The 24,425-nt window shown below is 61.1% G+C and carries 22 protein-coding genes; 14 read left to right on the forward strand and 8 right to left on the reverse strand.

The window, feature by feature from the left end; translation table 11 throughout:
- Nucleotides 1–72 precede the first annotated feature (72 nt).
- On the forward strand, nt 73–534 hold the full coding sequence (locus D1012_RS20840) for a TRAP transporter small permease (RefSeq protein WP_158569416.1): 462 nt from the start codon (nt 73–75) through the stop codon (nt 532–534).
- Entirely contained in the window at nt 531–1,805 is a 1,275-nt protein-coding gene (locus tag D1012_RS20845; RefSeq protein WP_118156058.1) for a TRAP transporter large permease, read from the forward strand. Before D1012_RS20840 ends, D1012_RS20845 begins: the two co-directional genes overlap by 4 nt.
- On the opposite strand, the gene D1012_RS20850 is transcribed toward D1012_RS20845, so the two are convergent.
- The 7 genes from D1012_RS20850 to D1012_RS20880 all read right to left on the reverse strand — a co-directional run bounded on the left by D1012_RS20850 (nt 1,806) and on the right by D1012_RS20880 (nt 7,702).
- Nucleotides 1,806–2,894, reverse strand: a complete 1,089-nt coding sequence (locus D1012_RS20850) for a LacI family DNA-binding transcriptional regulator (protein WP_118156059.1) — start codon at nt 2,892–2,894, stop codon at nt 1,806–1,808.
- Between the two features lie 155 nt (nt 2,895–3,049).
- A complete protein-coding gene (locus D1012_RS20855; protein ID WP_118156060.1) occupies nt 3,050–3,991 on the reverse strand; it encodes an ornithine cyclodeaminase in 942 nt (313 codons plus the stop codon).
- A 10-nt stretch (nt 3,992–4,001) separates the two neighbouring features.
- Complete coding sequence (locus tag D1012_RS20860; RefSeq protein WP_118156061.1) at nt 4,002–4,712, reverse strand: GntR family transcriptional regulator; 711 nt, start codon at nt 4,710–4,712, stop codon at nt 4,002–4,004.
- A gap of 33 nt (nt 4,713–4,745) precedes the next feature.
- On the reverse strand, nt 4,746–5,747 hold the full coding sequence (locus D1012_RS20865; RefSeq protein ID WP_118156062.1) for an SIS domain-containing protein: 1,002 nt from the start codon (nt 5,745–5,747) through the stop codon (nt 4,746–4,748).
- Nucleotides 5,748–5,854: 107 nt separating this feature from the next.
- Nucleotides 5,855–6,286, reverse strand: a complete 432-nt coding sequence (locus D1012_RS20870) for a type II toxin-antitoxin system VapC family toxin (RefSeq protein WP_118156063.1) — start codon at nt 6,284–6,286, stop codon at nt 5,855–5,857.
- On the reverse strand, nt 6,286–6,525 hold the full coding sequence (locus D1012_RS20875) for an AbrB/MazE/SpoVT family DNA-binding domain-containing protein (RefSeq protein ID WP_118156064.1): 240 nt from the start codon (nt 6,523–6,525) through the stop codon (nt 6,286–6,288). The genes D1012_RS20870 and D1012_RS20875 overlap by 1 nt, the downstream gene beginning before the upstream one ends.
- A gap of 208 nt (nt 6,526–6,733) precedes the next feature.
- Nucleotides 6,734–7,702: a substrate-binding domain-containing protein gene (locus tag D1012_RS20880; protein ID WP_118156065.1), complete on the reverse strand. Its 969-nt coding sequence runs from the start codon at nt 7,700–7,702 to the stop codon at nt 6,734–6,736.
- Between the two features lie 543 nt (nt 7,703–8,245).
- On the opposite strand from D1012_RS20880, the gene D1012_RS20885 reads away from it, so the two are divergent.
- The 6 genes from D1012_RS20885 to D1012_RS20910 all read left to right on the forward strand — a co-directional run bounded on the left by D1012_RS20885 (nt 8,246) and on the right by D1012_RS20910 (nt 17,398).
- The gene (locus D1012_RS20885; RefSeq protein ID WP_118156066.1) at nt 8,246–9,793 is read left to right on the forward strand and encodes an ABC transporter substrate-binding protein; all 1,548 of its coding nucleotides are present in this window, start codon (nt 8,246–8,248) and stop codon (nt 9,791–9,793) included.
- A 10-nt stretch (nt 9,794–9,803) separates the two neighbouring features.
- On the forward strand, nt 9,804–10,757 hold the full coding sequence (locus tag D1012_RS20890) for an ABC transporter permease (protein ID WP_118156067.1): 954 nt from the start codon (nt 9,804–9,806) through the stop codon (nt 10,755–10,757).
- Entirely contained in the window at nt 10,754–12,688 is a 1,935-nt protein-coding gene (locus D1012_RS20895) for a dipeptide/oligopeptide/nickel ABC transporter permease/ATP-binding protein (RefSeq protein ID WP_118156068.1), read from the forward strand. The genes D1012_RS20890 and D1012_RS20895 overlap by 4 nt, the downstream gene beginning before the upstream one ends.
- Nucleotides 12,685–13,647 (forward strand): ABC transporter ATP-binding protein, encoded by a 963-nt coding sequence (locus D1012_RS20900; RefSeq protein WP_118156069.1) that lies wholly within the window; start codon nt 12,685–12,687, stop codon nt 13,645–13,647. The genes D1012_RS20895 and D1012_RS20900 overlap by 4 nt, the downstream gene beginning before the upstream one ends.
- 12 nt (nt 13,648–13,659) lie before the next feature.
- Nucleotides 13,660–14,472: a creatininase family protein gene (locus D1012_RS20905; protein WP_118156070.1), complete on the forward strand. Its 813-nt coding sequence runs from the start codon at nt 13,660–13,662 to the stop codon at nt 14,470–14,472.
- Between the two features lie 64 nt (nt 14,473–14,536).
- A complete protein-coding gene (locus tag D1012_RS20910; RefSeq protein WP_118156071.1) occupies nt 14,537–17,398 on the forward strand; it encodes an FAD-binding and (Fe-S)-binding domain-containing protein in 2,862 nt (953 codons plus the stop codon).
- 18 nt (nt 17,399–17,416) lie between these two features.
- On the opposite strand, the gene D1012_RS20915 is transcribed toward D1012_RS20910, so the two are convergent.
- Nucleotides 17,417–18,334: a LysR family transcriptional regulator gene (locus D1012_RS20915; RefSeq protein ID WP_118156072.1), complete on the reverse strand. Its 918-nt coding sequence runs from the start codon at nt 18,332–18,334 to the stop codon at nt 17,417–17,419.
- Nucleotides 18,335–18,491: 157 nt separating this feature from the next.
- Here D1012_RS20915 and D1012_RS20920 point away from each other — a divergent pair, with 157 nt between their 5' ends.
- The 6 genes from D1012_RS20920 to D1012_RS20945 all read left to right on the forward strand — a co-directional run bounded on the left by D1012_RS20920 (nt 18,492) and on the right by D1012_RS20945 (nt 24,394).
- Complete coding sequence (locus D1012_RS20920; protein WP_118156073.1) at nt 18,492–19,424, forward strand: 2-hydroxyacid dehydrogenase; 933 nt, start codon at nt 18,492–18,494, stop codon at nt 19,422–19,424.
- 429 nt (nt 19,425–19,853) lie between these two features.
- Nucleotides 19,854–20,903 (forward strand): ABC transporter substrate-binding protein, encoded by a 1,050-nt coding sequence (locus tag D1012_RS20925; RefSeq protein WP_118156074.1) that lies wholly within the window; start codon nt 19,854–19,856, stop codon nt 20,901–20,903.
- A 19-nt stretch (nt 20,904–20,922) separates the two neighbouring features.
- Nucleotides 20,923–22,035: an ABC transporter ATP-binding protein gene (locus tag D1012_RS20930; RefSeq protein WP_118156075.1), complete on the forward strand. Its 1,113-nt coding sequence runs from the start codon at nt 20,923–20,925 to the stop codon at nt 22,033–22,035.
- Nucleotides 22,032–22,901 carry an ABC transporter permease gene (locus tag D1012_RS20935; protein WP_118156076.1) on the forward strand — a complete coding sequence of 290 codons (870 nt, stop codon included), beginning with the start codon at nt 22,032–22,034 and terminating at the stop codon, nt 22,899–22,901. The genes D1012_RS20930 and D1012_RS20935 overlap by 4 nt, the downstream gene beginning before the upstream one ends.
- A 1-nt stretch (nt 22,902) precedes the next feature.
- Complete coding sequence (locus D1012_RS20940) at nt 22,903–23,694, forward strand: ABC transporter permease (RefSeq protein WP_118156077.1); 792 nt, start codon at nt 22,903–22,905, stop codon at nt 23,692–23,694.
- A 31-nt stretch (nt 23,695–23,725) separates the two neighbouring features.
- Complete coding sequence (locus D1012_RS20945; RefSeq protein ID WP_118156078.1) at nt 23,726–24,394, forward strand: RraA family protein; 669 nt, start codon at nt 23,726–23,728, stop codon at nt 24,392–24,394.
- Nucleotides 24,395–24,425: the final 31 nt, after the last annotated feature.

Consider the following 24,425-nt stretch of genomic DNA (forward strand, 5'->3'; position numbering starts at 1 on the left):
TCCGGAAACAGTGCACGAGGCCGCCGTTTCCGGCGACTTCGTGCGGCCGACCAAATGACAAGGATACAGATTTTGCGGCTTGTTCTCCACATTTTCGGAACCGTCATTCCCGCCTGCCTGATCGCAGCGCTGGTGGTGATCGTTCTGGCCGACGTGATCGCCCGGAACTTTCTGGCGATGTCGATCCTGTGGGCGCATGAGTTTGCGGTCATCCTATTGTCAGCAACAGTCTGGTTCGGTCTGACCGGGGCAGCGATGTCCGGGCAGATGTTCGGCATCTCGCTTTTCGTGGACCGTCTGCCGCCGCGGGCAGGGCAACTGGCCCGCATGATTGCAGATCTGTTGGTCATGCTGATCGCCGCAGCGGTGATCCACGCCGCCTGGGCCCAGATTTCAACCGCACGCTTTACGAAATTCCTGTCCCTGGGCTGGCCAAAATGGATCGTAGCGGTGCTGTTGGCCGCAGGCATGGCGCTGATTATCCTGACCCGCATTATCCAGCTTGCCGGGCGGGTCAGGGGGAACCAGAAATGACCATCGCCGCAATCGCGTTCTTTGTCCTGCTTGGTCTTGGCCTGCCTGTTGGCTTCGTCATGCTCGGCGCATCTATGGCATATTTCGCCCAAAATCCGATGATGGCCAGTATTGTCGCCCAACGCATGTCCAGCGGTTTGGAATCCTTTCCGCTGTTGGCCATTCCGCTGTTTGTCGTGGCCGGTGCTGCCATGGCGCGTGGCGGTATCGCCGAACGGCTTTATGGCTTTTGCGACACACTGGTCGGGCACTGGCGCGGCGGGCTGGCACAGATTGCGGTACTGAATTCGGTCTTCATGGGGGCAATGTCCGGGTCGGCGAATGCAGATGCCGCCATCGACGCGCGCACCATCGTGCCGGTGATGCGCAAACATGGCTATTCCAACGCCTACGGATCGGTCATCAGTGCGGCATCGTCGCTGATTGCGCCGGTCATGCCACCTTCGATCGCACTGATCGTCTATGGCCTGCTGACCAACACCTCGATCGGAAAGCTGTTCCTCGGGGGCGTTGTTCCGGCTCTGCTGATCGCCCTTGCGCTGATGCTGACGGTGCGCTGGACCGCGGCACAGCAGAACCTTCCCGCCAGCCGCACGACCCGCGCGACGGCGCGTGAAGTGCTGAGCCACGGCAAGGCAGCGATCTGGGCCATCGCCATGCCCGTCATGTTGATCTTCGGTCTGCGGGGCGGCTGGTTTACGCCTACCGAGCTCGGTGCCGTGGCCGCTGTCTATGCGTATCTGGTCGGGGCCGTTCTCTATCGGCGCATTTCCATGCGGGACACCTTTGATCTACTGTCCGAGTCAGCGGCAACCACCGCCGGGGTCATGTTTATTGTGGCTTCGGCCTCGGTGTTTTCGTTGATCCTGAGTCTGGAACAGGTGCCACAGGCAATGATCGGCGCTTTGACCGCGATTTCAGACAACAAGTACGTTGTTCTGGTGATCATCAACATTGCCCTGTTGCTTCTGGGCACTGTGTTTGAAGGCTTGGCGATCATCGTCATTCTTGGCCCCATGCTGCTGCAACTGGGCAAAACGCTTGAGGTTGACCCGGTGCATCTGGGTGTCATTCTGGTGTTGAACACCGCGATCGGGTCACTGACACCGCCCGTTGGCACAGTCATGTTCACAGTCTGCTCGATCACCCGCTGCAGTATCGAAGATTTCAGCCTGGCCTTTGTCCCGTTCCTTCTGGCATTGCTGGGGGTGCTTTTTCTGCTGACCTTTGTGCCGGGACTGGTCACGTTCTTGCCAGATCTGGTATTTTGATCAGCGGTTTGCCACCGACCCACGTTCGATCAGTTCCGCCGACATGAGCACGGTACGCGGCGGACAATCCTCCCCCCGGATACGTTCGAGCAACATACGCGCCGCCGCCTCTCCCATCGCCAGCCTTGGCTGCGATACGCTGGTGATGCCCGGATACAAAAAGCTCATCCAGTCCAGATCATCAAAGCAGATCAGCGAAAGATCGCGCGGCAGCACGACGCCCAGGCCGGTCAACGCGCGCATGACGCCTTCAGACATTGTGCCATCGGTGGTGAACAGCGCCGTCGGCGGATCGGCTTGCGCCAGCAGGCCCGGCGTTGCTGCCTGTGCGGCCTCAGCCGAATAACTGCCCGCCCGCAGCACCAGCGCCGGGTCTACACGAAGCCCCGCCACACGATGCGCCCGGATATACCCCAGCAAACGCTGCCAGCTTGGATACAGCGTTTCGCTTTCCACAGGATCACCGGTCGCGGCGCGGGTCACAAACACCTCCAGCCCGCCAGGCACCTCTTCTACCAGTTCGGCCACAATTCCGATACGGGTATGCCCGGCCGCGATCAACCGGCTGACCGCCTGCTCGGAACCGCCGATGTTGTCCGTCGCCACGCGATCCACCGCCAGACCCGCCACCGCCCTGTCAATCAGCACCAGCGGGACACCCGACGCACGCAAATTGTGCAGATGCCTGGCCTTTCGTGTATCGCTGGGCGTGACGATCAGCCCATCCACCTGCTTTTGCGCCAGAAGTTCGACAGACAGGATTTCCTTTGACTGGCTTTCATCGCTGTTGGTGATCAGCAGGCCAAAACTGTTCGCTTCGGCCACATTCGAAATGCCACGCAACACTGAGGCATAAAACGGATTCTGGATATCGCCCGCCACCACACCAAGGGTTCTGGTCTTGCCTGTGATCAGGCTCCGCGCAAGGGCATTTGGCCGGTAGCCAAGCGCCTGCGCCGCCGACAGAACCTGCTGCTTCTTTTCATCGCTGGTGTAACCATAACCGCCGAGCACCCGCCCCGCAGTCGCGGTAGAGACCCCGGCAGAGCGTGCGACATCGGCAATTGTTGCCTTGGGGATCGAGGCCACTGCCGACTTCCTTCCTGCATTCCGGGGGGCGAACCATGACAACCCAACCCCAGTAGGAAGCACGATTTTTCAAAATAATCAAGGGCGTGACCCGGCGGATCACAGGATCTGACGCGGCATTGCACCCGGTACGGTCGCGGACGGCAACTGCCCGATCAGGCCCGGTCAGACTGTGCCAAGGCCGCAGCAGTGTACAGATCAAGATGGGCGCCGCCATTGTTCTTGAACACCGTGATCTGATCCGCCGATGCGCGGCCCCGCTGGCCATCACGGATCAGCCCGAACAGGTCTGCCTGCACCGCATCCCATGTGATGGCACCAGACGCAACCGCCTGCGAAAGATCGCCGCTGCCCTGCATGTTCTGGCGGCTGTCGACAAAGATCACGCCACGCGACAACGCCTCATCGTCGGCCTCACGCAGGGTCGGCAGATAGGCACCGACGAGATCGAGATGCGCGCCGGGACGCAGCAAAGCGCCCTTGACCAGCGCCCGATCCGACATTGTGACACAGGAAATCACATCTGCCTGCGTCACGGCAACATCCAGATCTTTGGCCACAATGGCATTCATGCCTTGCGCCCTCAGATCAGCAGCAACAGCCTGCGCCCGTGCCTGAGTCCGGTTCCAGATCATCACCCGCCGCAATGAAGGTCGCGCCGCAAGATGTGCCGCTGCAAAATGCGGTGCCAGAGCACCTGCGCCCACAATCAGCAGATCCTCGACATCCTCGCGCGCAAGCAGGCTGGCCCCAAGCGCGGAATCCCCTGCGGTTTTGCGTGCTGTCATCGCCGCCCCGTCTGCCACCAACAACGGCGCGCCGGTTGCCCCGTCAAACAGCGCCACCAAACCTTGCACTGCGGGCTGCGGCGGGTCCAGCGTGGCATTCTGTGGAAAAACCCCGACCATCTTTACCACAACCGGCCCGCCTGCTGCCCAGCCGGGCAGCGTCACGAACTGACCCTGCCCTCCCGCGGGGTCCGATTGCAACACCACATCCGAGATCGGCATCGGCGCAAGATGCGCCACACGCAACGCGCCAATCAGATAGTCCCAGGGAAGCGCCGCATGAACGGCCTTCGCATCATAAACCCGCATAGGGAACCTTTCAGCTTTTCATCGTGAAACTGACCAGATGGCCGGGCGTCACCAGACAGGATAGGGCAAGCGGCTTTCCCGCGTTGTCCGTCACCAGCTTCTCGACACGAAACACCGGCTGACCCGGCAAAATGCCCAGCTCGGCACGTTCGGCATCGGTGGCAAATCCCACATCTATCTGTCGCTCGGTATGCGCCGGCACGATACCCGCGACCTCGCGCAGGGCGCCAAAGAACGATCCTCCGGCGGCCACGTCGGGAATGACCTCGGCAAACCGCTCTCTGTCGAACCACAGCGCTTCAAGTGTCATCGGGCGGCCATCTTCTTCCAGCAGCCGGTCAAACCGAACCAGAGTCCGCGCACTCAACCGCGCCGCGATTGCCGGAGCGTCAGGCTCATCGGTCTGCGCCAGAATGCGGTGACTGGCCTTGCGCCCCAGCCCACCCATCGTTTCGGAAAACCCGGATAAAGAAACCAGCGTCTGACGCACTTTGCGCGGCATGACCAGCGTGCCGCGCCCTTGTTGCCGCTGAAGCCAGCCCTCGGCACAAAGATCGCCAATCGCACGGCGCAGGGTCACCCGGCTGACCCCGCACTGGGCCATCAGGCTGGGTTCGGGCGGAAGAAAGCTGCCAGGGGTGAATTCACCCGACTCGATCCCCGAAACGATGGTTCGCCGGACCTTTTCGTAAAGTGGCACTGCCAGCCCGTTATCTTCCATCCGCCGCCCCTGGCCCCGTTTCCTTGCACCTGCCTAGTAGGCGAGCTTTTTCATATAGCGCCGGCCTTCCAGCATTTCATGCTGGCGCAGCTCCGCAATCTTGTAGGCAAAGCGCCATAGCGTGTCGAAGAAAATCAAGGGCACAAGATTGCCACGGAACTGCGCGTCGATGCCGGTCAAATCCAGCGTTTCTGCATCCAGCACAAGAATATTCTCAACGGCACCAAAGCGATGCAGGAACTCATCCGCCCGGTCTTCCAGTGGGCGCGTACTGTCGAGGCCCTTCAGCAGGATAAAGGTACTGTCCTTGTCCAGAACCTCGAACGGTCCGTGGAAAAATTCATTGGCGTGAATCGCATGGCTGTTGATCCACTGCATTTCCATCAGAACACAGATGGCAAAGGAATAGGCCGCCCCATAGCTTGCGCCGCTGGCCACGGTGTAGATGACATCCTTTTTTGCAAATCCGGGGGCATAGCTTTCAAATTGCGGCGCGAACGTGGTATGCGCCCGGTCGATGGCAGGCTGCAAGGCTTGCAGGCTGTCGATCAGCGGCTGGGTCAGATCCTCGCCCCCGGCAAGGGCGACAAAACCCAGAACCAGCTGATAGATCCGCGCGTAGTTACTGTCTTTGGCATCAATCGGAACGCCAGTCGTGTAAGGCGCTTCGAACCCGACCACATGATCGACGGCCTGCCCCATAGGCGATTTCGCGTCAAGCGTCAGGCCGATCGTCACCGCCCCCTTGGTCCGTGCATAGGCTGCCGCTGAGGCGGTCTCTTTCGTCGTGCCCGTCATCGAACACAAGATAACCAAAGACTGCTGGTCCAGCCTGCGCGGCGCACGTGCGACAAACTCGGCCGCATTATAGACATCAGACGGCATATCCAGATGCTGATCCAGCATGAACTTGGCCGGATGCATGATCGACAACGATCCGCCACAGGCAACAAAGAACACATGACGGATCTGTTTGGCGTCAACGCCAGACAGGGCGGCAACGACACCGGGATCGTAGGCGGAAGGCAGAAGCATGACACATCCTCGCGTTAAGACGTCTTAATACGTATTATCGAAATGATGTGCCGTCAAGCCTGTCTGTGTGCGCTGCGAAGACTGGAAATTGCGCGCAATCTCCCTGCTCAATGATCAGAAACCGTCCCCAGCGCTTGCATACCGGGAAGGCTCGCCGCCTTGCGGTCAAAGGTAACCGTCGTTTGGCATCCCGCCCCCTGCCCTGCCAAAGCGATCATCTGGTCAGCAAAGCCGGGACCACCCTTTCGATAGCGGTCCACGGCAATCGCGGCTCGATCTGCGGTCTCGATCACCAGCTCGCGGGCCTCAAGCAAGCCGTCCAGCGCCAGGGCAATATCCGCGCGCGACAGGGCATAGGCCCGCTCAAGTACCCAGACCAATTCCACCAGAACTTCACGGCAGACAAAGCCAGGCTCGGCTTCGCTAAGCGTGGCAATAAGGTCCTGAGCAGCCTTGGCCTGTCCGGCATCATCCTGCACCAGAAACCGCACCAGCACATTGGTATCGAGGCCAATCCTGCGTTCAGCAGTTCGGGGCATCACTTTCCCACCGCGCCTTTGGCGATCGCTTCGTCGATGTCGTCAAGGCTGGCCTGCCTGTCGGTCCGGCTTTTCAGCAGACCTGCCAGTTGCGTCACCGGCCGGCTCCGTACCAGCCGGACCTCTCCGCCATCAAGGATCATGTACCGGACCCGGTCGCCCGGATGCAGTTGGAGAGCAGCCCGCACGTCCTTTGGCAGGGTGGTCTGACCTTTGATTGTAACAGTTGATTCTTGCATGGCAGCCCCAATGAGAATGTATAATATCCTTACTTATACCAATTTCTCATTACCACTTCAAGGCACGGCCATAACCATGATCACGCGGCCTGAGCGCAACCATCAGATGCTGATCAGGCTGCATTGGTCTATGAGCGTTATGCGGCGTGGGAATCCGCCAGCAGCCCTCGTCGCATCTTCTGAGAGGATTGCGAAAGCATATCAAACCTCAGCCCCGCATTGCGCCTGGCTCAGAGGGAAAGAGGTCCGCCAGCGTCAGATCGCGGCCAATCAGCGCCTGTTCACGCGATTGGTGCACGAAATCGCTCACCATGCCAGCGTTGGCAGACAGGCCACTGGCGGCCCAATCCGCCCCCAGCGCCGCGTCCATCATCGCGATATCCTGAATGATCCACGGAGTCGTTTCCGCATATTTGCGGCGTTTCTCCAGCCACATCGCAAGCGACGCATCAAACAGATCACTCAAAGCATTGGCAATCCATGGATTTTTTATGGCAAAGCAGGCTTTCAGGCCAAGGATATGCATCCCCGGCACGTAACCGACACGTTCAAAATAGGCGATCTCGGCGCTGCGGAAATCCGGCAGCACATGACGAAAGGGCGAATCGGGGCGGAAAAATCCACTCGGCATGAAGGGGGTGAACACGGCATCCAATCCGCCATCCAGCAGCGCCGCGATCATCGGTTGTTCTCCGGGCATCGCTTCAATGCGGCCCGGTCGGGCAAAGCGGCCCAGACGGTCGGTAATGGGGTGCGCCTCTGTCAGACGGCCAGCATACCACAGGGCATCTTCAACCCCGACACCCAGATCCGCCAGCGCCGCCCGTGTCCAGGTATTGCCGCTGTCCTGCCAACCGGTGACGCCAATCTTTTTGCCCGCCAGATCCTCCAGCCGGGTAATGGGGCTGGTCTTGGCGGTAATGATACAGCGGTGGCGAAAGCCTCGCATCAGAAACTGCGGCACGCCCAGAACCGCATCACCCCCGGCCGCCCGGTCCTGAACATAGCGGCTAAAGGAAATCTCGGCCCCGTCGTAGGCTGCAGTCGTGGCCAGATCATCAACGAGCGTGCCCACCCGCGTGATCTGCAGGTCAATTCTGGGGTCGGTCACATCGCCCAAAAGCAGGGGGGTCAGATAGTCCCAGTCGCGAAGGGCTAGGCGAACGGTCACTGTCATCAGATATGTCCGGTTCTGTATAAGGGGCGACGCTGACCCCCGGTCAGGAAGCCTGCTCCGCGCAGGCTGCACAATGGGGACGACAGGTGGATCAACACCTGACTGACTTCGCCGCGTCCAATCGAAAATTCTTTTGTCAGTCGTAAAGAATTTTGATCGGCTGTCAGCGTATGCCCGACACTCTGCCAGCCGGAACTTGCATCACATATGCTTGCGCTGCCTCTTCCGGCGCCACAAATCTGCACTGACGACAACAGGCCCAAGGGCCGCGCATAGCTCTTGCGCCTGTGTTGAAGGCTGCTTGCCGCCAATATCAGATGTGCCCCACAACCATATGTAAGTTATGCCTAAATTCAAACGCCCAGGTTGACTTTGCTGACACGGGAACAGACTGATGCAGCCTGACGGAAAATCGAAGCGGTAAAGAAATCTATCCGCCATAAAAGTTTTTTCGATTGGACATCCCTCCCCCACAAGGCTTCGATCCACCCCAAGACGAGGCACAAGCCCACGACATCTCCACACAACAGAACCGAGGTTTCCATGACACCTTCCCTTCCGATGAGCATGATGCCCACGCGCCGCAGCGTTTTGCTCAGCCTGGGCGCTGGCATAACCGCGATGGCATTGCCGCGCGGCAGCTGGGCGCAAGGCACGGACGCCGTCCTCAAGTTCGGGCTTTCCACCTTCCCCCCCACGGTCAAGCCGTTCGACAATACCGGCGGGGCGGCAAACACCGTCAAACTGATGATCTACCGGGGGCTGATGGGTTATGATGCGTCCGGCAAGCTGCTGCCCGAACTGGCCGAAAGCTATGAGTGGCTAGAGCCAACGGTTGCCGTGTTCAAGCTGCGGGCGAACGCCACGTTCCACAACGGCAAGCCGGTTACGGCGGCCGATGTGATCTTTTCCCTGAACGAGATCACCAAAGAAGGCTCTACCGCGTTTCTGAAAAGCGATCTGGCCATCATCACAGCGGTCGAAGCCGTTGACGACAAGACGGTCAAGATCACCCTGTCCTCACCCAGCGCGATTTTCATGGATCTGATGGCCAGCTATTGCTGCCCGATCATTTCCGCCGAAAGCACCGATGGCAACGACATCGGCGCCGGTCCGTTTGTGATGAAATCCTCCGAAAAGGGCGTCTATATCGAGCTGGAGCGCTATGGGGCCTATTACGATGAAGGCGGGCCCAATTTCGGCGGCATCCGCTTTATCGCATACGCCGATGAAAACCTGCGCTTTGCCGCGTTGGAGGCGGGCGACGTGGATCTGATCGAATATCTGCCATGGACCCAGTTTGACGCTGTCGAAGCGTCGGACACGATGCAGATGAAAAGCACGCTGGGGCCCTATATGTTCCTGTTGTTCAATGTGACCGAAGGCCCGTTTGCCGATGCAAAGGTGCGTCAGGCGGTCGGCTATGCGATCGAACGGCAGGATGTGGTGGATGCGGCCTTTGCCGGCCGGGGCGTGCCGCTCTATGGCCTGCCCAATCCGCAAGGGTCCCCCTTTGATCTGTCCAACCCGGCGCATGAGTGGACGTATGACATTGAAAAGGCCAAGGCGTTGCTAGCCGAGGCGGGCTATCCGAACGGCTTCGACTGCCGCCTTCTGGCCACTGCGACCTATGGCATGCATCAGGACACCGCATCGGTCGTACAAGCGTATCTGGCGATGATCGGCATCAACGCCACGCTGGATCTGCCAGATTGGGGCACCCGTGTCACCGCAGGCAAGGAAGGCAAATACGATCTGGCCGTGCATGGCACGTCAGGGATCTACAACGACCCTGACTCGCTCTGGTCGCTGCTGTATTCGGGCAACCCGTCCTATCTGCAATCGTTTGGCTTCAAAAGTGCGCGGATTGACGGGCTGTTGGAGCAGGGCCGCACCGAAGTAGACACCGAAAAGCGCAAGGCTGTTTATCAGGATCTTGCCGCCGCCTATTTCGAGGAAGTGCCGCAAGTGCCGCTGAACTGGCGGGTGCAGGCCTATGCGATGAAAAAATCGGTCACCGGGTTCGAGGCACTGCCCGGCTTTCTGAACGGATCATCCGCCTACGCGCTTGACGAAACCCAACTGGGCTAAGGGGCGGCAGATGCTGGCATTCCTCCTGCGCCGTGTGGCGGCGGCGATCGTGATGCTGCTGGTCGTGGGCACGATCATCTTTTCGCTTCTGGTGATCGTGCCCGGTGACCCCGCAGAGCTGCTGCTGTCAACGGGTGGCGGCAGCGCCACACAGGAGGCGATCCAGAATCTGCGCATCGAGATGGGGCTGGATAAGCCCATTCTTGCCCAGTACTTCAGTTTTCTGATCAATACGGCGCAGTTCGAGTTCGGCACATCCATTGTCGATGGCTCGTCCATCGCGGATGCAATCGCGCTGCGCCTGCCCCGCACCCTGGAGATCATCGGCGTGGGGGCAGTGCTTGCGCTGATTGTGGCAATACCGGTGGGCACGTTGGCGGGCTTGCGCGGTGGCGGTCGTTTCGATGTCATCGCCTCCGGAGTGAACGCGCTCTTGACCTCGATCCCCGGTTTCGTGGTCGGCACGCTGTTCATCTACTTTTTCGCACAGGTTCTACGGGTGCTGCCCGCCGGGGGCTATGTCGCCTTTTCCCAAGACCCTGCGCAGCACCTGCAAATGCTGGTGCTGCCTGCAACCACTGTCGCACTGCATCTGGCGACGATCATCTTTCGGATGACACGGGCAAGCGTGCTGGAAATGCGCGGGCATGACTGGGTTCGTACCGCCACAGCAAAGGGCCTGCGCCGCAGTCTGGTGGTGCGCCGCCACATCCTGCGCAACGCGCTGGGGCCGGTGATTACCGTCGTCGGTCTGCAACTGGGGATTTTGCTGGGATCAACTGTGCTGATCGAGTTTGTCTACAACTGGCCCGGACTGAGCGGAATGCTGGTCACTGCGGTCGAGCAGCGCGATTACCCGACGGTGCGCGCCATCATCCTGACGGTCGCCGCGATCTTTATCGGCATCAATCTGGTGATCGACATCCTGTATTCCTTGCTCGATCCGAGGATTCGCCTGAAATGACCGCAATCCCTGTCCCGAAAAAAACCCGCCTGTTGCCTGCCATTCCCCGGCGCATGATCCTGCCCAGCATTCTGCTGGCGGCGCTGATCCTTATTCCCTTTGCCGCTCCGCTGATTACTGGCGCAGATCCGGTCCAGATCTCGGTTCGTGACCGGCTGGCACTGCCAAGCTGGGAGCATTGGCTGGGGCAGGATGAATTCGGGCGCGACCGGCTGGCACGGGTGCTCTATGGCGGGCAGGTATCGCTGACCGTGGCCTTTGTGGCCACCACGCTGGCCTGCATCTTTGGCACGCTGCTGGGTCTGATTGGCGCCTATTTCCGCGGGCCTTTCGAGTTCGTCACGACGCGCCTGTCGGATGTGGTGCTGTGCTTTCCGCCGATCTTGCTGGCGCTGCTGGTGGTGACGCTGTTCGGCCCCGGCGCGGGAACCTTGGTGGCCGTACTGTCCGTTCTGTACTTTCCGTCTTTTGCCCGGATCGCCTTTTCCGAGGCGCTGCGCGTCTCGTCGCTGGACTTTGTCGAAGCGTCGCGCGCTTTGGGCACCCCGTCGCACCGGATTGTGCTGGGCACCATTCTGCCCAACATCGCAGGTCCGGTCTCGGTGCAATACTCGCTGACCGCCGCCGCCGCGATCACCATCGAAAGCGGGCTGTCCTTTCTCGGGCTGGGTGTGGTGCCGCCTGCCCCGTCCTGGGGTCAGATGATCCGGGGCGCGCGGCAGTTCATGAACCAGGATCCGCTGGGCATCCTGATCCCCTGCGTGGCGCTGATATTGACCATCTACGCCATCAACTTCTTCTGCGACCGGCTGCGCGACACATTGGACCCGAAGGGGGCGTTGGGCGGTGGCAAGGATGAAACCTCGGTGCCGGTAGCGGCGCGTGTAACCCCGTCAGATGAGACGGCAGATGTGGTCGCCTCGATCCGCGGTCTGCGGTTGCAACTGATGAGCCCCGGCGGGCCGGTTGATGTGATCCAGGACGTGTCACTGACCCTGCGGGCGAACCAATGCACGGCCCTTGTCGGCGAAAGCGGCTCGGGAAAATCCCTGTCTTCGCTGGCGCTGATGGGCCTGTTGCCCGGTGCGATCCATCAGGCCGGCGGGGCGCTGCGCTTGCGCCGCAAATCGGGCCAGATGGTCGATCTTGGCACTTTGACTGCCAAAGAACTGGAAGACGTGCGCGGCAATGATGTGGCGATGATCTTTCAGGAACCGATGACCTCGCTGAACCCGATCCACAAGGTTGGCGCCCAGATGGTCGAGGCGATCCTGTCACACCGCCCGATGCCCTATGCTGACGCCCGCACCCGCGCCATCGACCTGCTGGAGCTGGTCGGCATCAACGAACCGGCCCGGCGGTTTGACGGCTACCCGCATGAGATGTCGGGCGGCATGCGCCAGCGTGTGATGATCGCCATGGCGCTGACCTGCGAGCCGCGCCTGTTGATTGCAGACGAACCCACCACCGCGCTGGATGTGACCATTCAGGCCGAGATCATCGAATTGCTGCAGCGCCTGCGGACCGAATATGCAGATGGCCTGAGCCTGCTGTTCATCAGCCACAACCTTGGCATCGTGTCCGAAATCGCCGACCGCGTGGCGGTAATGTATTCGGGTCAGGTGGTCGAGGAAGGCCCGGTGTCGCAGGTGCTGAACTCCCCGCATCACCCCTATACGGTGGCGCTGCTGGAAAGCATGCCCTCGTCCCATGAAGAACTGCACTCGGCGCGGGGTGACCGGCTGCGCGCGATCAGCGGCACCCCGCCGCTGCCGGATGCCCGCCCCTCCGGCTGTGCTTTCCGTGACCGCTGCCCGATTGCGATCCCGTCTTGTGCCGATGCCCCGCCGCCGCTGTTCAACAGCGCCGATGGCGACCGTCAGGTGCGGTGCTTCCGGGCGCCCGAAGCCGGATCGGAGGCCGCCCGATGACCCCGCTGCTGGAGGTTCAGAACCTGAGCAAAAGCTATCCCGTCGGCCGCAAGGGGCTGTTCGGCAAGCGGATGATGCAGGTCTTGCGCGAGGTCAGCCTTTCGGTGCAGCCGGGCGAGGTTCTGGGGCTGGTCGGGGAAAGCGGATCGGGCAAAAGCACCATCGGCAAGGCGGTGCTGCGCCTGATCGAGGCGGATAGCGGCACGGTCCGGTTTGACGGGCAGGATCTTTCCACCATCTCTCACGCCGATCTGCGCCGCCTGCGCAAGGATATGCAGATCATCTTTCAAGACCCATACGCCAGTCTTGATCCGCGCAAGACCATTCGCGCCGTGTTGTCCGAAGCTTTGGACACCCACAAGCTACACATGGGCACTGCCCGCGCCGACAGGCTGACCGAACTGATGACCATGGTCGGTCTGAGCCCGGCGTTTCTGGACCGCCGCCCACATGAGTTTTCCGGCGGCCAGCGACAGCGCATCGGCATTGCCCGCGCTTTGGCGGTCGAGCCCAAATTCATTGTCTGCGACGAGGCGGTCTCGGCGCTGGATGTTTCGATTCAGGCGCAGGTGCTGAACTTGCTGGCCGATTTGCGCGCCATGACCGGAATCTCGTTGCTGTTCATCAGCCATGATCTGTCGGTGGTGCGCTATATCTCGGACCGGGTGATGGTGCTGTATCTGGGCAAGGTGATGGAGGTGGGGCCTGCCGACCAGATCCACTTTGCCCCCAGACACCCCTATACCGCTGCGCTGATTTCGGCGGAGCCCAGCCTAAAGCATGAAAGCAATCGTATCCGGCTGACGGGCGAGATTCCTTCGCCGCTTACGCCCCCCTCTGGCTGTGTGTTCCGCAGCCGCTGCCCCTATGCGCTGCCTGCCTGCGCCGAAACAGTGCCGCCCCTGCGCGACATGGGCGAAGGCCGCCTGAAGGCCTGCATCCGAGACGACATTCTTTAAGGAAATACACTGATGATGACCGACAAGATCAAGATCGCCGAACTGACCAGCGAAGAAGCGCGTCAGTATCTGAACAAGGATGCCGTGATCCTGCTGCCAATGGGCTCGCTGGAGGATCAGGGCACGCACGCGCCGATGGGCGACTATCTGGCTGCCGAATGTGTGGCGCTGGACATCGCCCGCGCCGCGCGTGCCGAAGGTGTGCCAACCTTCATCGCGCCGGTCATCCCATTTGGTGGGGCCGACTATTTCGGCTCGTCGCACGGTGGTATTGCCATCAGTCAGGCCACACTTGCCGCTTTGCTCGACGACATGTTTGCCAGCCTCGCGCGGCATGGTCTGACCAAGATCCTTGTCATTAACGGGCATGGCGGCAATGTCGGGCCAATCAATGATGTGTCGCTGAAGTGGCGGCAAAAAAACGGGATGTTCGTGGCGTCGATGTACCTTTGGCAGATCAGCTATGAGCTGCTCAAAGACATTCTCGGCCCCGAACAGGCGGCGAAATCCTCAGGCCACGGCGGCGACCCGCTGACCTCGATCGGGTTGCATTATTACCCGGAAATCCTGCGCCTCGATCTGCGTCAGGCCCCCCCGAAGGGCCAGAAGGCCATGGGCGTAGAGGTGGCCGGGTTTGCCGCGATCAAATACGACGGCGCGCGTCTGCAAGCCCCCATCGAAGCGATCGAAAGCGCGCCACACGGCGTCTGGGGCGGCGATCCCGTGCACTGCTCGGCCGAAACCGGCAAGGCCCTGAGCGACCGCCTCGTCAAGATCGGTGCCGGCTTCATCCGCGATCACGTCGCCAAAGGCTTTGCGGCTTGACGCATCCACAAAGCGCAGGGGCGGCACGTGTGCCGCCCCTGACGGCATCGCAAAGAAGACGGACATGACCCTTTACCCGGATTTCCTGAATGCCTTGCGCAACGCCGGTTTCGAAGGGGATCTGTCCGATGCGATGTCAGACCGGATGGTGCTGGCCACCGACAATTCAATCTATCAGGTGCTGGCGCAGGCCGTTGCCTTTCCCCGCAGCACGGCGGATCTGCAGCGCATTGCCCGGCTGCTGACAGATCCCCGCTTTGGCCAGATCGTCCTGCGCCCGCGCGGTGGCGGCACCGGCACCAACGGGCAATCCCTTGGTGCGGGGCTGGTGGTCGATTGCTCACGCCACATGACCGGGATACTCGAAATCAATGCGGCCGAGCGTTGGGTGCGGGTGCAACCCGGCGTCATCAAGGATCACCTGAACGCGGCCCTTGCCCCCTATGGCCTGTTCTTTGCGCCAGAGCTTTCCACCTCGTCCCGTGCCACCATTGGCGGGATGATTTCCACCGATGCCTGTGGTCAAGGGTCGTGCATGTATGGCAAGACCAGTGATCATGTACTGGCTGTGACCGCTGTTCTGCCCGGCGGCGAAGTCATGCACACCGGCGCGCACCCGCCCGAAGCACTGCCCGGAATGCCGGGGCATGCGGGCGAGATTATGCGGGCCCTGCACCGGATCGCCACAGATCAGGCTGATCTGATTGCAGAGCGTTTTCCAAAGATGAACCGCAGCCTGACAGGTTATGATCTGGCTCATATCCGCCGCCCGGATGGCCGGATTGATGCGGGCGCGGTGATCTGCGGGGCTGAGGGCACGTTGGCATTGATTGCCGAAGCCCGGCTGAACGTGCTGCCCATCCCGAAACTGTCGGCGCTGGTGAACATCTTTTACGATGACTTTCAGTCGGCGCTGCGCGATGCCCGTGTGCTGGCGACCATGGGGGCCACATCGGTCGAAACGATTGATAGCCGTGTTCTGGGGCTGGCCCGTGCGGATGTGATCTGGCGCGATGTGGCGGCATTCTTCCCCGACACCGATGCCAAGGGTGTCACGCTGGTCGAACTCACCGGCGAAAGTCAGGCACAGATTGACGCGGCCATCGCCCGTCTGCAGGCCGAGCTTGCCAACCGGATCAACGGGCGGCGCGGTCATTCGCTGGCGCTCGGGGATGCGGTCGGGCGGATATGGGCGATGCGGAAGAAAGCCGTGGGCTTGCTGGGCAAAGCCGCCGGGCCCAAACGCCCCCTGCCCTTTGTCGAAGATTGCGCCGTTCCGCCCGAAGAACTTGAAGCCTTCATCGCAGGGTTTCGCGCCATTCTGGATGCCGAGGGGCTGGACTACGGCATGTTCGGCCATGTCGATGCCGGGGTCTTGCACGTCCGCCCGGCGCTCGATCTGACCGACCCTGCACAAGAGCCGTTGATCCGAAAGATCACCGAGGCTGTGCAAACCCTGGCCCGCAAGCATGGCGGCCTTTTGTGGGGCGAACACGGCAAAGGGGTTCGTTCAGAATTTGTGCCCGCTGTATTCGGCCCGCTGTATCCGTTTCTGCAAGAGATCAAGCGCGCTTTTGATCCGGGCAACCAGATGAACCCCGGCAAGATTGCAACCCCGGATCAATCGCCGCTGATGCAGATCGACGGTGTGGCGCTGCGGGGGCAGGCAGACCGCCAGATCGCCCCCGCCACCCGCGCTGCCTTTGCTCCGGCGCTGGCGTGCAATGGCAACGGCGCCTGCTTTGCCCAATCTGCTGCCGAAATAATGTGCCCCTCCTACAAGGCCACCGGCGACCGGCGGCATTCGCCCAAGGGCCGCGCCGGTCTGGTGCGCGAATGGTTGCGTCAGGGCGGGCCAGAGGGGCGCGCGGATCCGCAATTCGAGGCAGAGGTGAAAACGGCGCTGGATGGCTGCCTGTCCTGCCGCGCCTGTGCGAGAGGGTGCCCGGCGCAGGTGGATGTGCCCGCGTTCCGCGTCAAATTCATGGAAAGCTGGTTTCGCCGCCACCGCCGCCCGCCTTCAGATCACGCGCTGGCGGCACTGGAGCCGCTGCTTCCGCTCGGAGAGCGGTTGCGACCGTTGTTCAATCTGGCGGTCACCGGGCCGGGCGCGGCGCTGATGCGGCGGTTGGGCCTGCACCATCTGCCGGTGATGCCTGCGCTGAACCTGCGGCGGGCGCTGGCGCAACGTGGTATCCGCACCGTCGGCGCCACATTGCCCGATCCTGCGACCAGCGTTGTGATCGTGCCCGACGCCTTTACCCGGTTCTTCGAGCCGCAGTTAGTGCTGGATATGGCAGATCTGGTCACCATGCTGGGGTTTCAGCCGTGGATCGCCCGATATCATCCAAGCGGCAAGCCGCTGCATGTGCTGGGTCGTCTTTCGGCGTTTCGCCGCACCGCGAGGCGGCAAAAGGACTATCTTGACCGGCTTTCAGCCAGCGGCCTGACTCTCGTCGGGATAGAACCTGCCGTCACGCTGAGCTACGGCGACGACTATCACGAGGCTTTGGGCACCCCCGGCCCGCAGGTGCTGCTGCCGCAGGAGTGGCTGGCCGGTATCGCGGACCGGATCCCGCAACTCCCGGCAAATCGGCAGCGGGCAACCTTGTTGCCCCATTGCACAGAAGCCACCCTGCGCCCCGGCACGGGCGAGTTCTGGGCAGACATCTTTGCCAGGGCCGGCGTTACGGTCAGCCTGCCAAAAACTGGCTGTTGCGGCATGGCGGGCACCTGGGGGCACGAGGTGCGGAATGAGGCGGTCTCATCGAAGATTTTTGCGCAAAACTGGGCCGGGCATGTCACCGGCACAGATCAGATCATTTTGGCCACCGGCTTTTCCTGTCGCTGTCAGACGGCCCTGCGCGCGGGCGTTCAGATCACCCATCCGATCACGCTGCTGAAAACCTGTCTGTCCCCGAGCTGACAGCGGCACGACCCATGGTCAGTGCGGCAGAAACGTTACATAGCGCGGATGCGCGGCCGCCCATTCCTCGGCGGCCTGCCGGGCCAGTTGGAAAATCTGCTCGGTCTGCACTTTGCGCGCCTTGTTGACGTGAACGCAGCGGATATCCAGCGGGGCCAATCGCACCGTCGTCGGGATCTCGACCAGCATGCCGGTTGCGATGTCATTCTCCAGCGCAGCCAAAGGCACCGCAGACGCGCCGTAGCCGCAACGGACCATATCGCAGATCGTCGCCAAAGAGTTGCCGGTGTGGCGGGCACTTGGCCGCCGACGCGTTTCCTCAATCAGCTCTGCCACCGGGCCGAACAAGGGCGAAGTGTGCGGATACAGAACCAGAGGAAGTTCGCGCAGCTCATCCGGCGTCAGGGGCTGCAGGATTTCCCCCACAACATCGGGCCGGGCCGCCCAACCGACATGGTACAACACCGAAAAGCTGTTCGGAATTTGCGGCAAGCCCGCTTCGCCGGTCACAAAAGCCATATCGAGCGCACCCGATTTGACCAACGGGCGCAGATCGACGTTTCCCCCGGCATAGAAGTCTACCAGCGGGGCATCGGGCATGGCGGCGATCTTGCGCCGCAACGTGACACCCCATGTCTGGCTGACCATTGCAACCAGACCAATTGAATAACGTTTTTTTTGCTTGGCCTTCAACCGGCTGGTCAGAGTCTCGCTCAGGTTCAGGAAATTCTCGGCATATTCGGCGACTTCGTGGCCCTGTTCCGTCAGGGTAAACTCGGATTGCGAGCGATCAATCAGCTGTACGCCAAAGCTTTCTTCAAGGCCGGAAATACGCGCAGAAACAGCTGGTTGCGTAAGGCCAATATGATCGGCCACGCGCTGATAGCTTTGAAGACGGGTCAGCCAGTAAAAGGCTTCAAGCTGTTTGAAGTTCATGGGGGAGGTCTATCGTGCATGGCCATGATTTTCACATAAAAACTTTCTATGGACCAGACCAGAATTTTTGCTTTGACGCTGCCGTGCCGCGTGGGCTGAATAAAGACAACTCTCAAGCGCCTCTCTGCACGCGCGCTACAACGCCCAAGGATACCCGATGAGCATTGCCGTTTCCCTGCCCGCCAATGACAAGACCGAATGGTGGTGCAAGATGCTTCGCGATCTGATGCCGGATTGGGATATCTATCCCATCAACCAGGTGCCCGATCCTGACTCCATCACCTATTCTGTGGTCTGGCGGCCAGCCACCGGGGCCATGACGCCGTTTCGCAATCTGAAGGCCATCGTGTCGCTGGGCGCGGGGATCGACCATGTGCTCGCGGACAAGGAACTGCCTCAGGATGTGCCGATCATCCGCACCGTGGGCACCGATCTGACACAGCGGATGAAGGAATACATCGCGCTGCATGTTCTGCGCCACCACCGCGAGTTGCCGCAGATTCAGGCCAATCAGGCTGCCCATCTGTGGGACCAGATCATCGTGCCCCCCGCGCCCGCGCGGCGTGTCGGGATCATGGGCTTGGGGAACCTTGGTGCCGCCGCCGCGCAGTTGCTGGCACAGATCGGCTTTGACGTGGTGGGATGGTCGCGCTCTGCCAAGACCATCGAAGGCGTCACAATCTATTCAGGCGACGAAGCTTTCGGCGCCTTTCTTGAAGGCACCGAAATTCTTGTCTGTCTGCTGCCACTGACCGAAAGCACATTGGGCATTCTGAACGCCGACACCTTCAACAGGCTCAAGCGCGGGGCTTGCGTCATCAACGCCGCACGTGGGTCGCATATGGTGGACAGTGACCTGATTGATGCGCTGGGGTCTGGGCAGATCTCGGGGGCGACGCTGGATGTTTTTCATGTCGAACCGCTGCCAAAGGATCATCCGTTCTGGGACCATCCGCGCATCACGGTGACCCCGCATGTCGCCTCGATGATCGACGCACCGACAGGCAGCAAGATCGTTGCCAAAAATATCCGCGCCTTTGAGGACGCGGGCACCGTGGCCGATCTGGCGGACGCAAAGCGGGGCTACTAGGCACCCAGACCTGCAACGACCAGTATCAAAATAACGCTCCCCACCTCCGGCCCCTTTTTGGGGCCGGCTTCTTGCGTCTGAAAGACATTAAACAAACTTCATAGCGATTTCATTGAATTACATGATCTTCTTCACAGCCCCATCCAAAGTTTTTTTAATGCGCTTGTAAAAAAAATTCGATTGGACATCCCCGGCGGAAAACCGTTGCATCAGGGTATCAACCGGGCCAACCGAAGCCCGCAGAAAATGCTATTTGCCCCGACTACGGCCGGGGGCACGTGATCCGCCCGACCTTCGCCAGCGCACGGTCAGCCACCGCAAGGGGCCTGTTTCGTGCTGCGCCGTGGTTGTCAGGGCACTCCGTACCTCGCCCGAAACGGCAACTCCGGTCTTTCGGAGAGCCTTCATCCAACAGGAGCCTGCTTTAACATGACATCACGCCTTCTTTGCGCCCTCGCCGCCACGACCCTGCTGGTCAGCACAGCCCACGCGCAGCCCACCGAGGTATCGGGCGAAATCACGCTGTCGGCCTATTCCGGCATCTTTCAGGACAAATACACCGAAGCCGTCATCAAGCCATTTCAAGAGAAGTTTCCGGGCGTCACGGTGAACTATTTTGCCTCAAACGCGTCGTCGGTGATGCTGGGCAACCTGCGCTCGCAGGCCAGCGATGTGCAGACGGATGTTGTGATCTTTGACGTATCGACCTCGCTGATCGGCAACAAGGAAGAGCTGCTTGCGCCGCTTTCGGTCGCCGACATTCCGAACCTGGCCGACCTGCTGCCACAGGCGACCGTGCAAGAAGGTTTTGGTCCCGCCGTCACCTTTGACAACCTCGTGCTGGTTTATAACACAGAGGCCATCACCACCAAACCGGACTCGCTTTCCGTGCTCTGGGATCCGCAATACGCGGGCAAGCTGGCCGTGACCTCGATGCCCTCGATCCTTGGCTCTGGCCTGATGGTGATGACCTCGGCGATGCTGGGCGAAGACTATACGCAGTCGGTGGAGCAATCGGCCGCCAAACTGGCTGAACTGGCGCCTGCCGTGCAGACCTTTGACCCCAAGCCCGATTCCTACACACTGGTCATCAACGGCACGGTTTCACTGGCGACGGGCTGGAACGCCCGCGCGCAATACTATGCCGATGAATCTGCGGGCAAACTGGACGTGGTTCTGCCCAAGGAAGGCACCATCCTGCAGATCAACACGATCAACCTGATCAAAGGTGCCAAGAATGAGGCCGCCGCCAAGGCGTTCATCAACTACGCCCTGTCGCCCGAAGCTCAGGCCGCCTTTACCGAAGCAATGTTCTATGCCCCGGTCAACGCAAAGGCCGACGTCAGCCCAGAGGCCACCGCGCGCACCGTAGCTGGCCAGCTGGAGCAGATCCTGCCGCTCGATTGGGCCTGGGCTGCCACCAAATCCGAAGAGTGGAACCAGATCTGGAAGCGCCAGATCATCTCGGCCGGCAACTGATAACGAAACGGACGGACCCATGACCCTGCGCCCTTCCCCCTTGGCTGACACCGCCCCGCCGCATATCCGCATTGACCGGCTGACCTTTGATTATGGCGGTGCCCGGCCTGCGGTGGACGCTTTGTCATTCGATATTGCCAAGGGCGAGTTCATTGGCCTTCTCGGTCCGTCCGGCTGCGGCAAATCCACAACCCTGCGCATGTTCGCAGGGTTGCTGGCCCCCACCTCGGGCCAGATCATGATCGGCGGGCAGGATATCGTGTCGCGCCCCCCGTGGGAGCGCAATCTGGGTCTGGTGTTCCAGTCTTACGCCCTGTTCCCGCACATGACCGTTGAACAGAACGTGGCGTTCGGGCTGCGGCTGCGTAAGGTCAGCAAAGAAGACCAGCGCGCCCGCGTTGCCGAAGCCCTGCGCGCCGTCCGGCTGGAAAGCTATGGCAGCCGCTGGCCGTCAGAGCTGTCCGGCGGTCAGCAACAGCGCGTCGCCATCGCCCGCGCCATCGTGATCGAGCCAGAGATCCTGCTGCTGGACGAGCCACTGTCAAACCTTGATGCCCGCCTGCGCGACGAGATGCGCTTTGAAATCCGCGACATCCAGACGCGCACCGGCATCACCACCTTGTTCGTCACCCATGACCAGCAAGAAGCCCTGACGATGTGCGACCGGATTGCCGTGATGAATGCGGGCAGGCTGGAGCAGATCGGCACCCCGACCGACGTGTATGATCGCGCCGCAACGCCGTTCGTTGCAAACTTCATCGGGCGGGCGAACAATCTGGCGTCCAGACTTTCCCTCGTTGACGGCCAGCCTGTCCTGACGTGCGACGGACAGACCCTGCCGCAACCGCTTCCTGCCGATGTGCCCGAAAACAGTGCCACCGGAAACAGTGTCGCCGCGATGGTCCGCCCCCATGCCATCCGCCTGAGGCCACCTGCGCCTGACCAAATTTCCGGCACGGTTATCCGCCGCGTCTTTGTTGGCAGTATGATCGAGATCGAGATCAGGCTGGATGGCGGCCAGACCCTGATTGCAGAGCTGCGCCCGAACAGCCCAGATGCCGCACTGGCCCATCTTGACGCGCGCGTCACCGTGGACTGGCTGCCAAGCGACATGCGGCTGTTTGCATCATGAGCGCCCTTGCCGCATCTGATGGGCGCAATCGCCTGACGCCATGGCTGCTGCTTGCGCCGGTGCTGCTGGTGCTGCTGGTGTCGTTCATCGCGCCAATTCTATGGCTGTTCCGCATGTCGCTGAACGAGTCTGATTTTGGCGCGATCATCCCGGCTGTCAGTCTGGGCACTTATATCAAGATCCTCAACGACACCTATTATCTGGACCTGCTTGGGCGAACCCTGCGTCTGGCCGTCACCTGTTCGCTGGTGGCGCTGGCGATGGCCTATCCGATGGCGCTGTTCCTGTCGCGGATGACATCGCGCTGGCGGACGCCGCTGACGGTGCTGGCGGCATCGCCACTGCTGATTTCGGCAGTGGTGCGGTCATTCGGCTGGATGATCACCCTTGGCGACGACGGGCTGTTGAACAACCTGTTGCTCGGCGTTGGGCTGATCGCCGCACCCTTGCGGATCGTCAACAATTACTTCGGCGTTGTCATCGGCCTGTCGGAAAGCATCATGCCCTTTATGTTTCTGACCATCATGGCGGGTCTGGGCAAGCTGGATCGTCGGCTGGACGATGCCGCCATGTCGCTGGGCGCGCCGCCCCATATCGTGTTTCTGCGCATCATCTTGCCGCTAAGCCTGCCCGCCATCGTGGCGGGGCTGACCATCGGCTTTGTGCTGTCGGTATCGTCTTTCATCACGCCAACGCTGCTGGGGGGCGGGCGCGTGTTCCTGCTGGCAACCGAGGTCTATGACCTTGCGCTGATGTCGCTCGACTGGCCGACCGCCGCGGCACTGTCCTTCCTGATGCTGGGGCTGTTTCTGGTGGCCATGCTCGTGACCGCACTTCTGGTCCGCCTGATGACAAGGACACGCTGACATGACCAGATTGCTTTCCATTCTTGGCCGGGCCTACGTGATCGCCATCTTCGGCTTTATCTTCCTGCCGATGCTGATCATTCTGGTGATTTCGTTCAGCGCCGACAGCTATCTGTCGTTCCCGCCCTCGGGCTGGAGCCTAAAGTGGTACAGTACCGTTCTGGGCAACGCCACCTTTATGGCCGGGTTGAAAAACAGCGCCATCATCGCGCTGATCGTGGCGGTGCTCAGCCTGCTTTTGGGCCTGCCCGCCGCTTATGCGCTGGTGCGGATGGAGTTTCCGGGCCGCACGCTGATCCGCAATCTGATCCTGGCGCCGCTGGTGCTGCCTGCGATGATGCTGGGCTTGGGCCTGTTGATGGTGTTCACCCCTGCCGGGCTGGTGGCAACCTATCCGGGGCTGGTGCTGGCGCATCTGGTGATGACGCTGCCGTTTTCAGTGCGCATTCTGCAAACCACCCTGTCCAATCTGGGCACGGATCTGGAAGAGGCCGCGATGACGCTGGGGGCGCGTCCGCTGCAAACCTTCATGCAGATCACGCTGCCCCGGCTGATGCCCGGCGTCATCGCCTCCAGCTCCATTGCCGCGATCCTGTCGTTTGACGAAATCGTGCTGTCGCTGTTCATCGTCGGCCCGCGTCTGCAAACCCTGCCGGTCGCGATCTATCGCTATGTCGATGAACGGACAGATCCGATGGTCGCCGTTCTGGCAGTGCTGCTGATCGCGATCTCGCTGGCCATCGTGCTGGTGGTCGAACGCAGCGTCGGCTTTGCCAAAGCCTTCGGGCGCTGAATTTCCTGTATTAACCATCGAAAGACCTGACATGACCTACAAGATCAAACCGATGCCAACGCAGATCCCGGCGGAACATCTGAGCCTTCTGGCGCAATGCGAAACCGCAACTCTGGGCCATTGGCGGCAGTTCGGCTTTCTCAGCCGTCAGATTCAGCCGCTGATCCCGCGTCGCCGCGTTGTCGGCACCGCAGTGACCATCGCCATTCCCGGCCCCGATTCCACCCTGCTGCATCACCTGCTCAGCCTGATCCGGCCCGGTGATTTCGTGATTGTCGACCGCCTGCATGATGACCGCTACGCCTGCTGGGGCGGCGGCGTGACCGTTGGCGCCAAGGCGGCGGGCGCGGTCGGTGCGGTTGTCGATGGCCCCTGCACCGATCTGGAAGAGATCGAGGCATCAGATTTCCCGATGTGGTGCCGGGGTATCTCGCCGATCACCACCCGGATTTACGATCTGGGCGGGGCGATCAACGTGCCGGTGTCTGTCGGCAATACCGTGGTGATGCCGGGTGACGCGGTGCTGGCGGATGAAAGCGGCGTTGTCGTGCTGTCCCCGGACGAGGTGGAAGCCGAGGCCCGCAAAGCGATCGAAACCCAGATCAGGGGCAAAGACCGCGAAGCCAGCGTGCGCGATACCGGCGTCAAACTGGGCGATCTGTCCGGGGCTTCGGCCAAAGTTCTCGCAAAGCTGGCCTGATCCATGCATTTGTTCTGGCCGGAGCCTCTGG

This window comes from Pseudotabrizicola alkalilacus, from assembly GCF_003443995.1.
GTDB classification, from domain to species: domain Bacteria; phylum Pseudomonadota; class Alphaproteobacteria; order Rhodobacterales; family Rhodobacteraceae; genus Pseudotabrizicola; species Pseudotabrizicola alkalilacus.

Coding starts and splice junctions, on each gene's coding strand:
- D1012_RS20845 (WP_118156058.1), top strand. CDS start 531: ATGACCATCGCCGCAATCGCGTTCTTTGTCCTGCTTGGTCTTGGCCTG.
- D1012_RS20855 (WP_118156060.1), bottom strand. CDS start 3,991: ATGCGGGTTTATGATGCGAAGGCCGTTCATGCGGCGCTTCCCTGGGAC.
- D1012_RS20860 (WP_118156061.1), bottom strand. CDS start 4,712: ATGGAAGATAACGGGCTGGCAGTGCCACTTTACGAAAAGGTCCGGCGA.
- D1012_RS20865 (WP_118156062.1), bottom strand. CDS start 5,747: ATGCTTCTGCCTTCCGCCTACGATCCCGGTGTCGTTGCCGCCCTGTCT.
- D1012_RS20870 (WP_118156063.1), bottom strand. CDS start 6,286: ATGCCCCGAACTGCTGAACGCAGGATTGGCCTCGATACCAATGTGCTG.
- D1012_RS20875 (WP_118156064.1), bottom strand. CDS start 6,525: ATGCAAGAATCAACTGTTACAATCAAAGGTCAGACCACCCTGCCAAAG.
- D1012_RS20880 (WP_118156065.1), bottom strand. CDS start 7,702: ATGACAGTGACCGTTCGCCTAGCCCTTCGCGACTGGGACTATCTGACC.
- D1012_RS20885 (WP_118156066.1), top strand. CDS start 8,246: ATGACACCTTCCCTTCCGATGAGCATGATGCCCACGCGCCGCAGCGTT.
- D1012_RS20890 (WP_118156067.1), top strand. CDS start 9,804: ATGCTGGCATTCCTCCTGCGCCGTGTGGCGGCGGCGATCGTGATGCTG.
- D1012_RS20895 (WP_118156068.1), top strand. CDS start 10,754: ATGACCGCAATCCCTGTCCCGAAAAAAACCCGCCTGTTGCCTGCCATT.
- D1012_RS20900 (WP_118156069.1), top strand. CDS start 12,685: ATGACCCCGCTGCTGGAGGTTCAGAACCTGAGCAAAAGCTATCCCGTC.
- D1012_RS20905 (WP_118156070.1), top strand. CDS start 13,660: ATGATGACCGACAAGATCAAGATCGCCGAACTGACCAGCGAAGAAGCG.
- D1012_RS20910 (WP_118156071.1), top strand. CDS start 14,537: ATGACCCTTTACCCGGATTTCCTGAATGCCTTGCGCAACGCCGGTTTC.
- D1012_RS20915 (WP_118156072.1), bottom strand. CDS start 18,334: ATGAACTTCAAACAGCTTGAAGCCTTTTACTGGCTGACCCGTCTTCAA.
- D1012_RS20920 (WP_118156073.1), top strand. CDS start 18,492: ATGAGCATTGCCGTTTCCCTGCCCGCCAATGACAAGACCGAATGGTGG.
- D1012_RS20925 (WP_118156074.1), top strand. CDS start 19,854: ATGACATCACGCCTTCTTTGCGCCCTCGCCGCCACGACCCTGCTGGTC.
- D1012_RS20930 (WP_118156075.1), top strand. CDS start 20,923: ATGACCCTGCGCCCTTCCCCCTTGGCTGACACCGCCCCGCCGCATATC.
- D1012_RS20935 (WP_118156076.1), top strand. CDS start 22,032: ATGAGCGCCCTTGCCGCATCTGATGGGCGCAATCGCCTGACGCCATGG.
- D1012_RS20940 (WP_118156077.1), top strand. CDS start 22,903: ATGACCAGATTGCTTTCCATTCTTGGCCGGGCCTACGTGATCGCCATC.
- D1012_RS20945 (WP_118156078.1), top strand. CDS start 23,726: ATGACCTACAAGATCAAACCGATGCCAACGCAGATCCCGGCGGAACAT.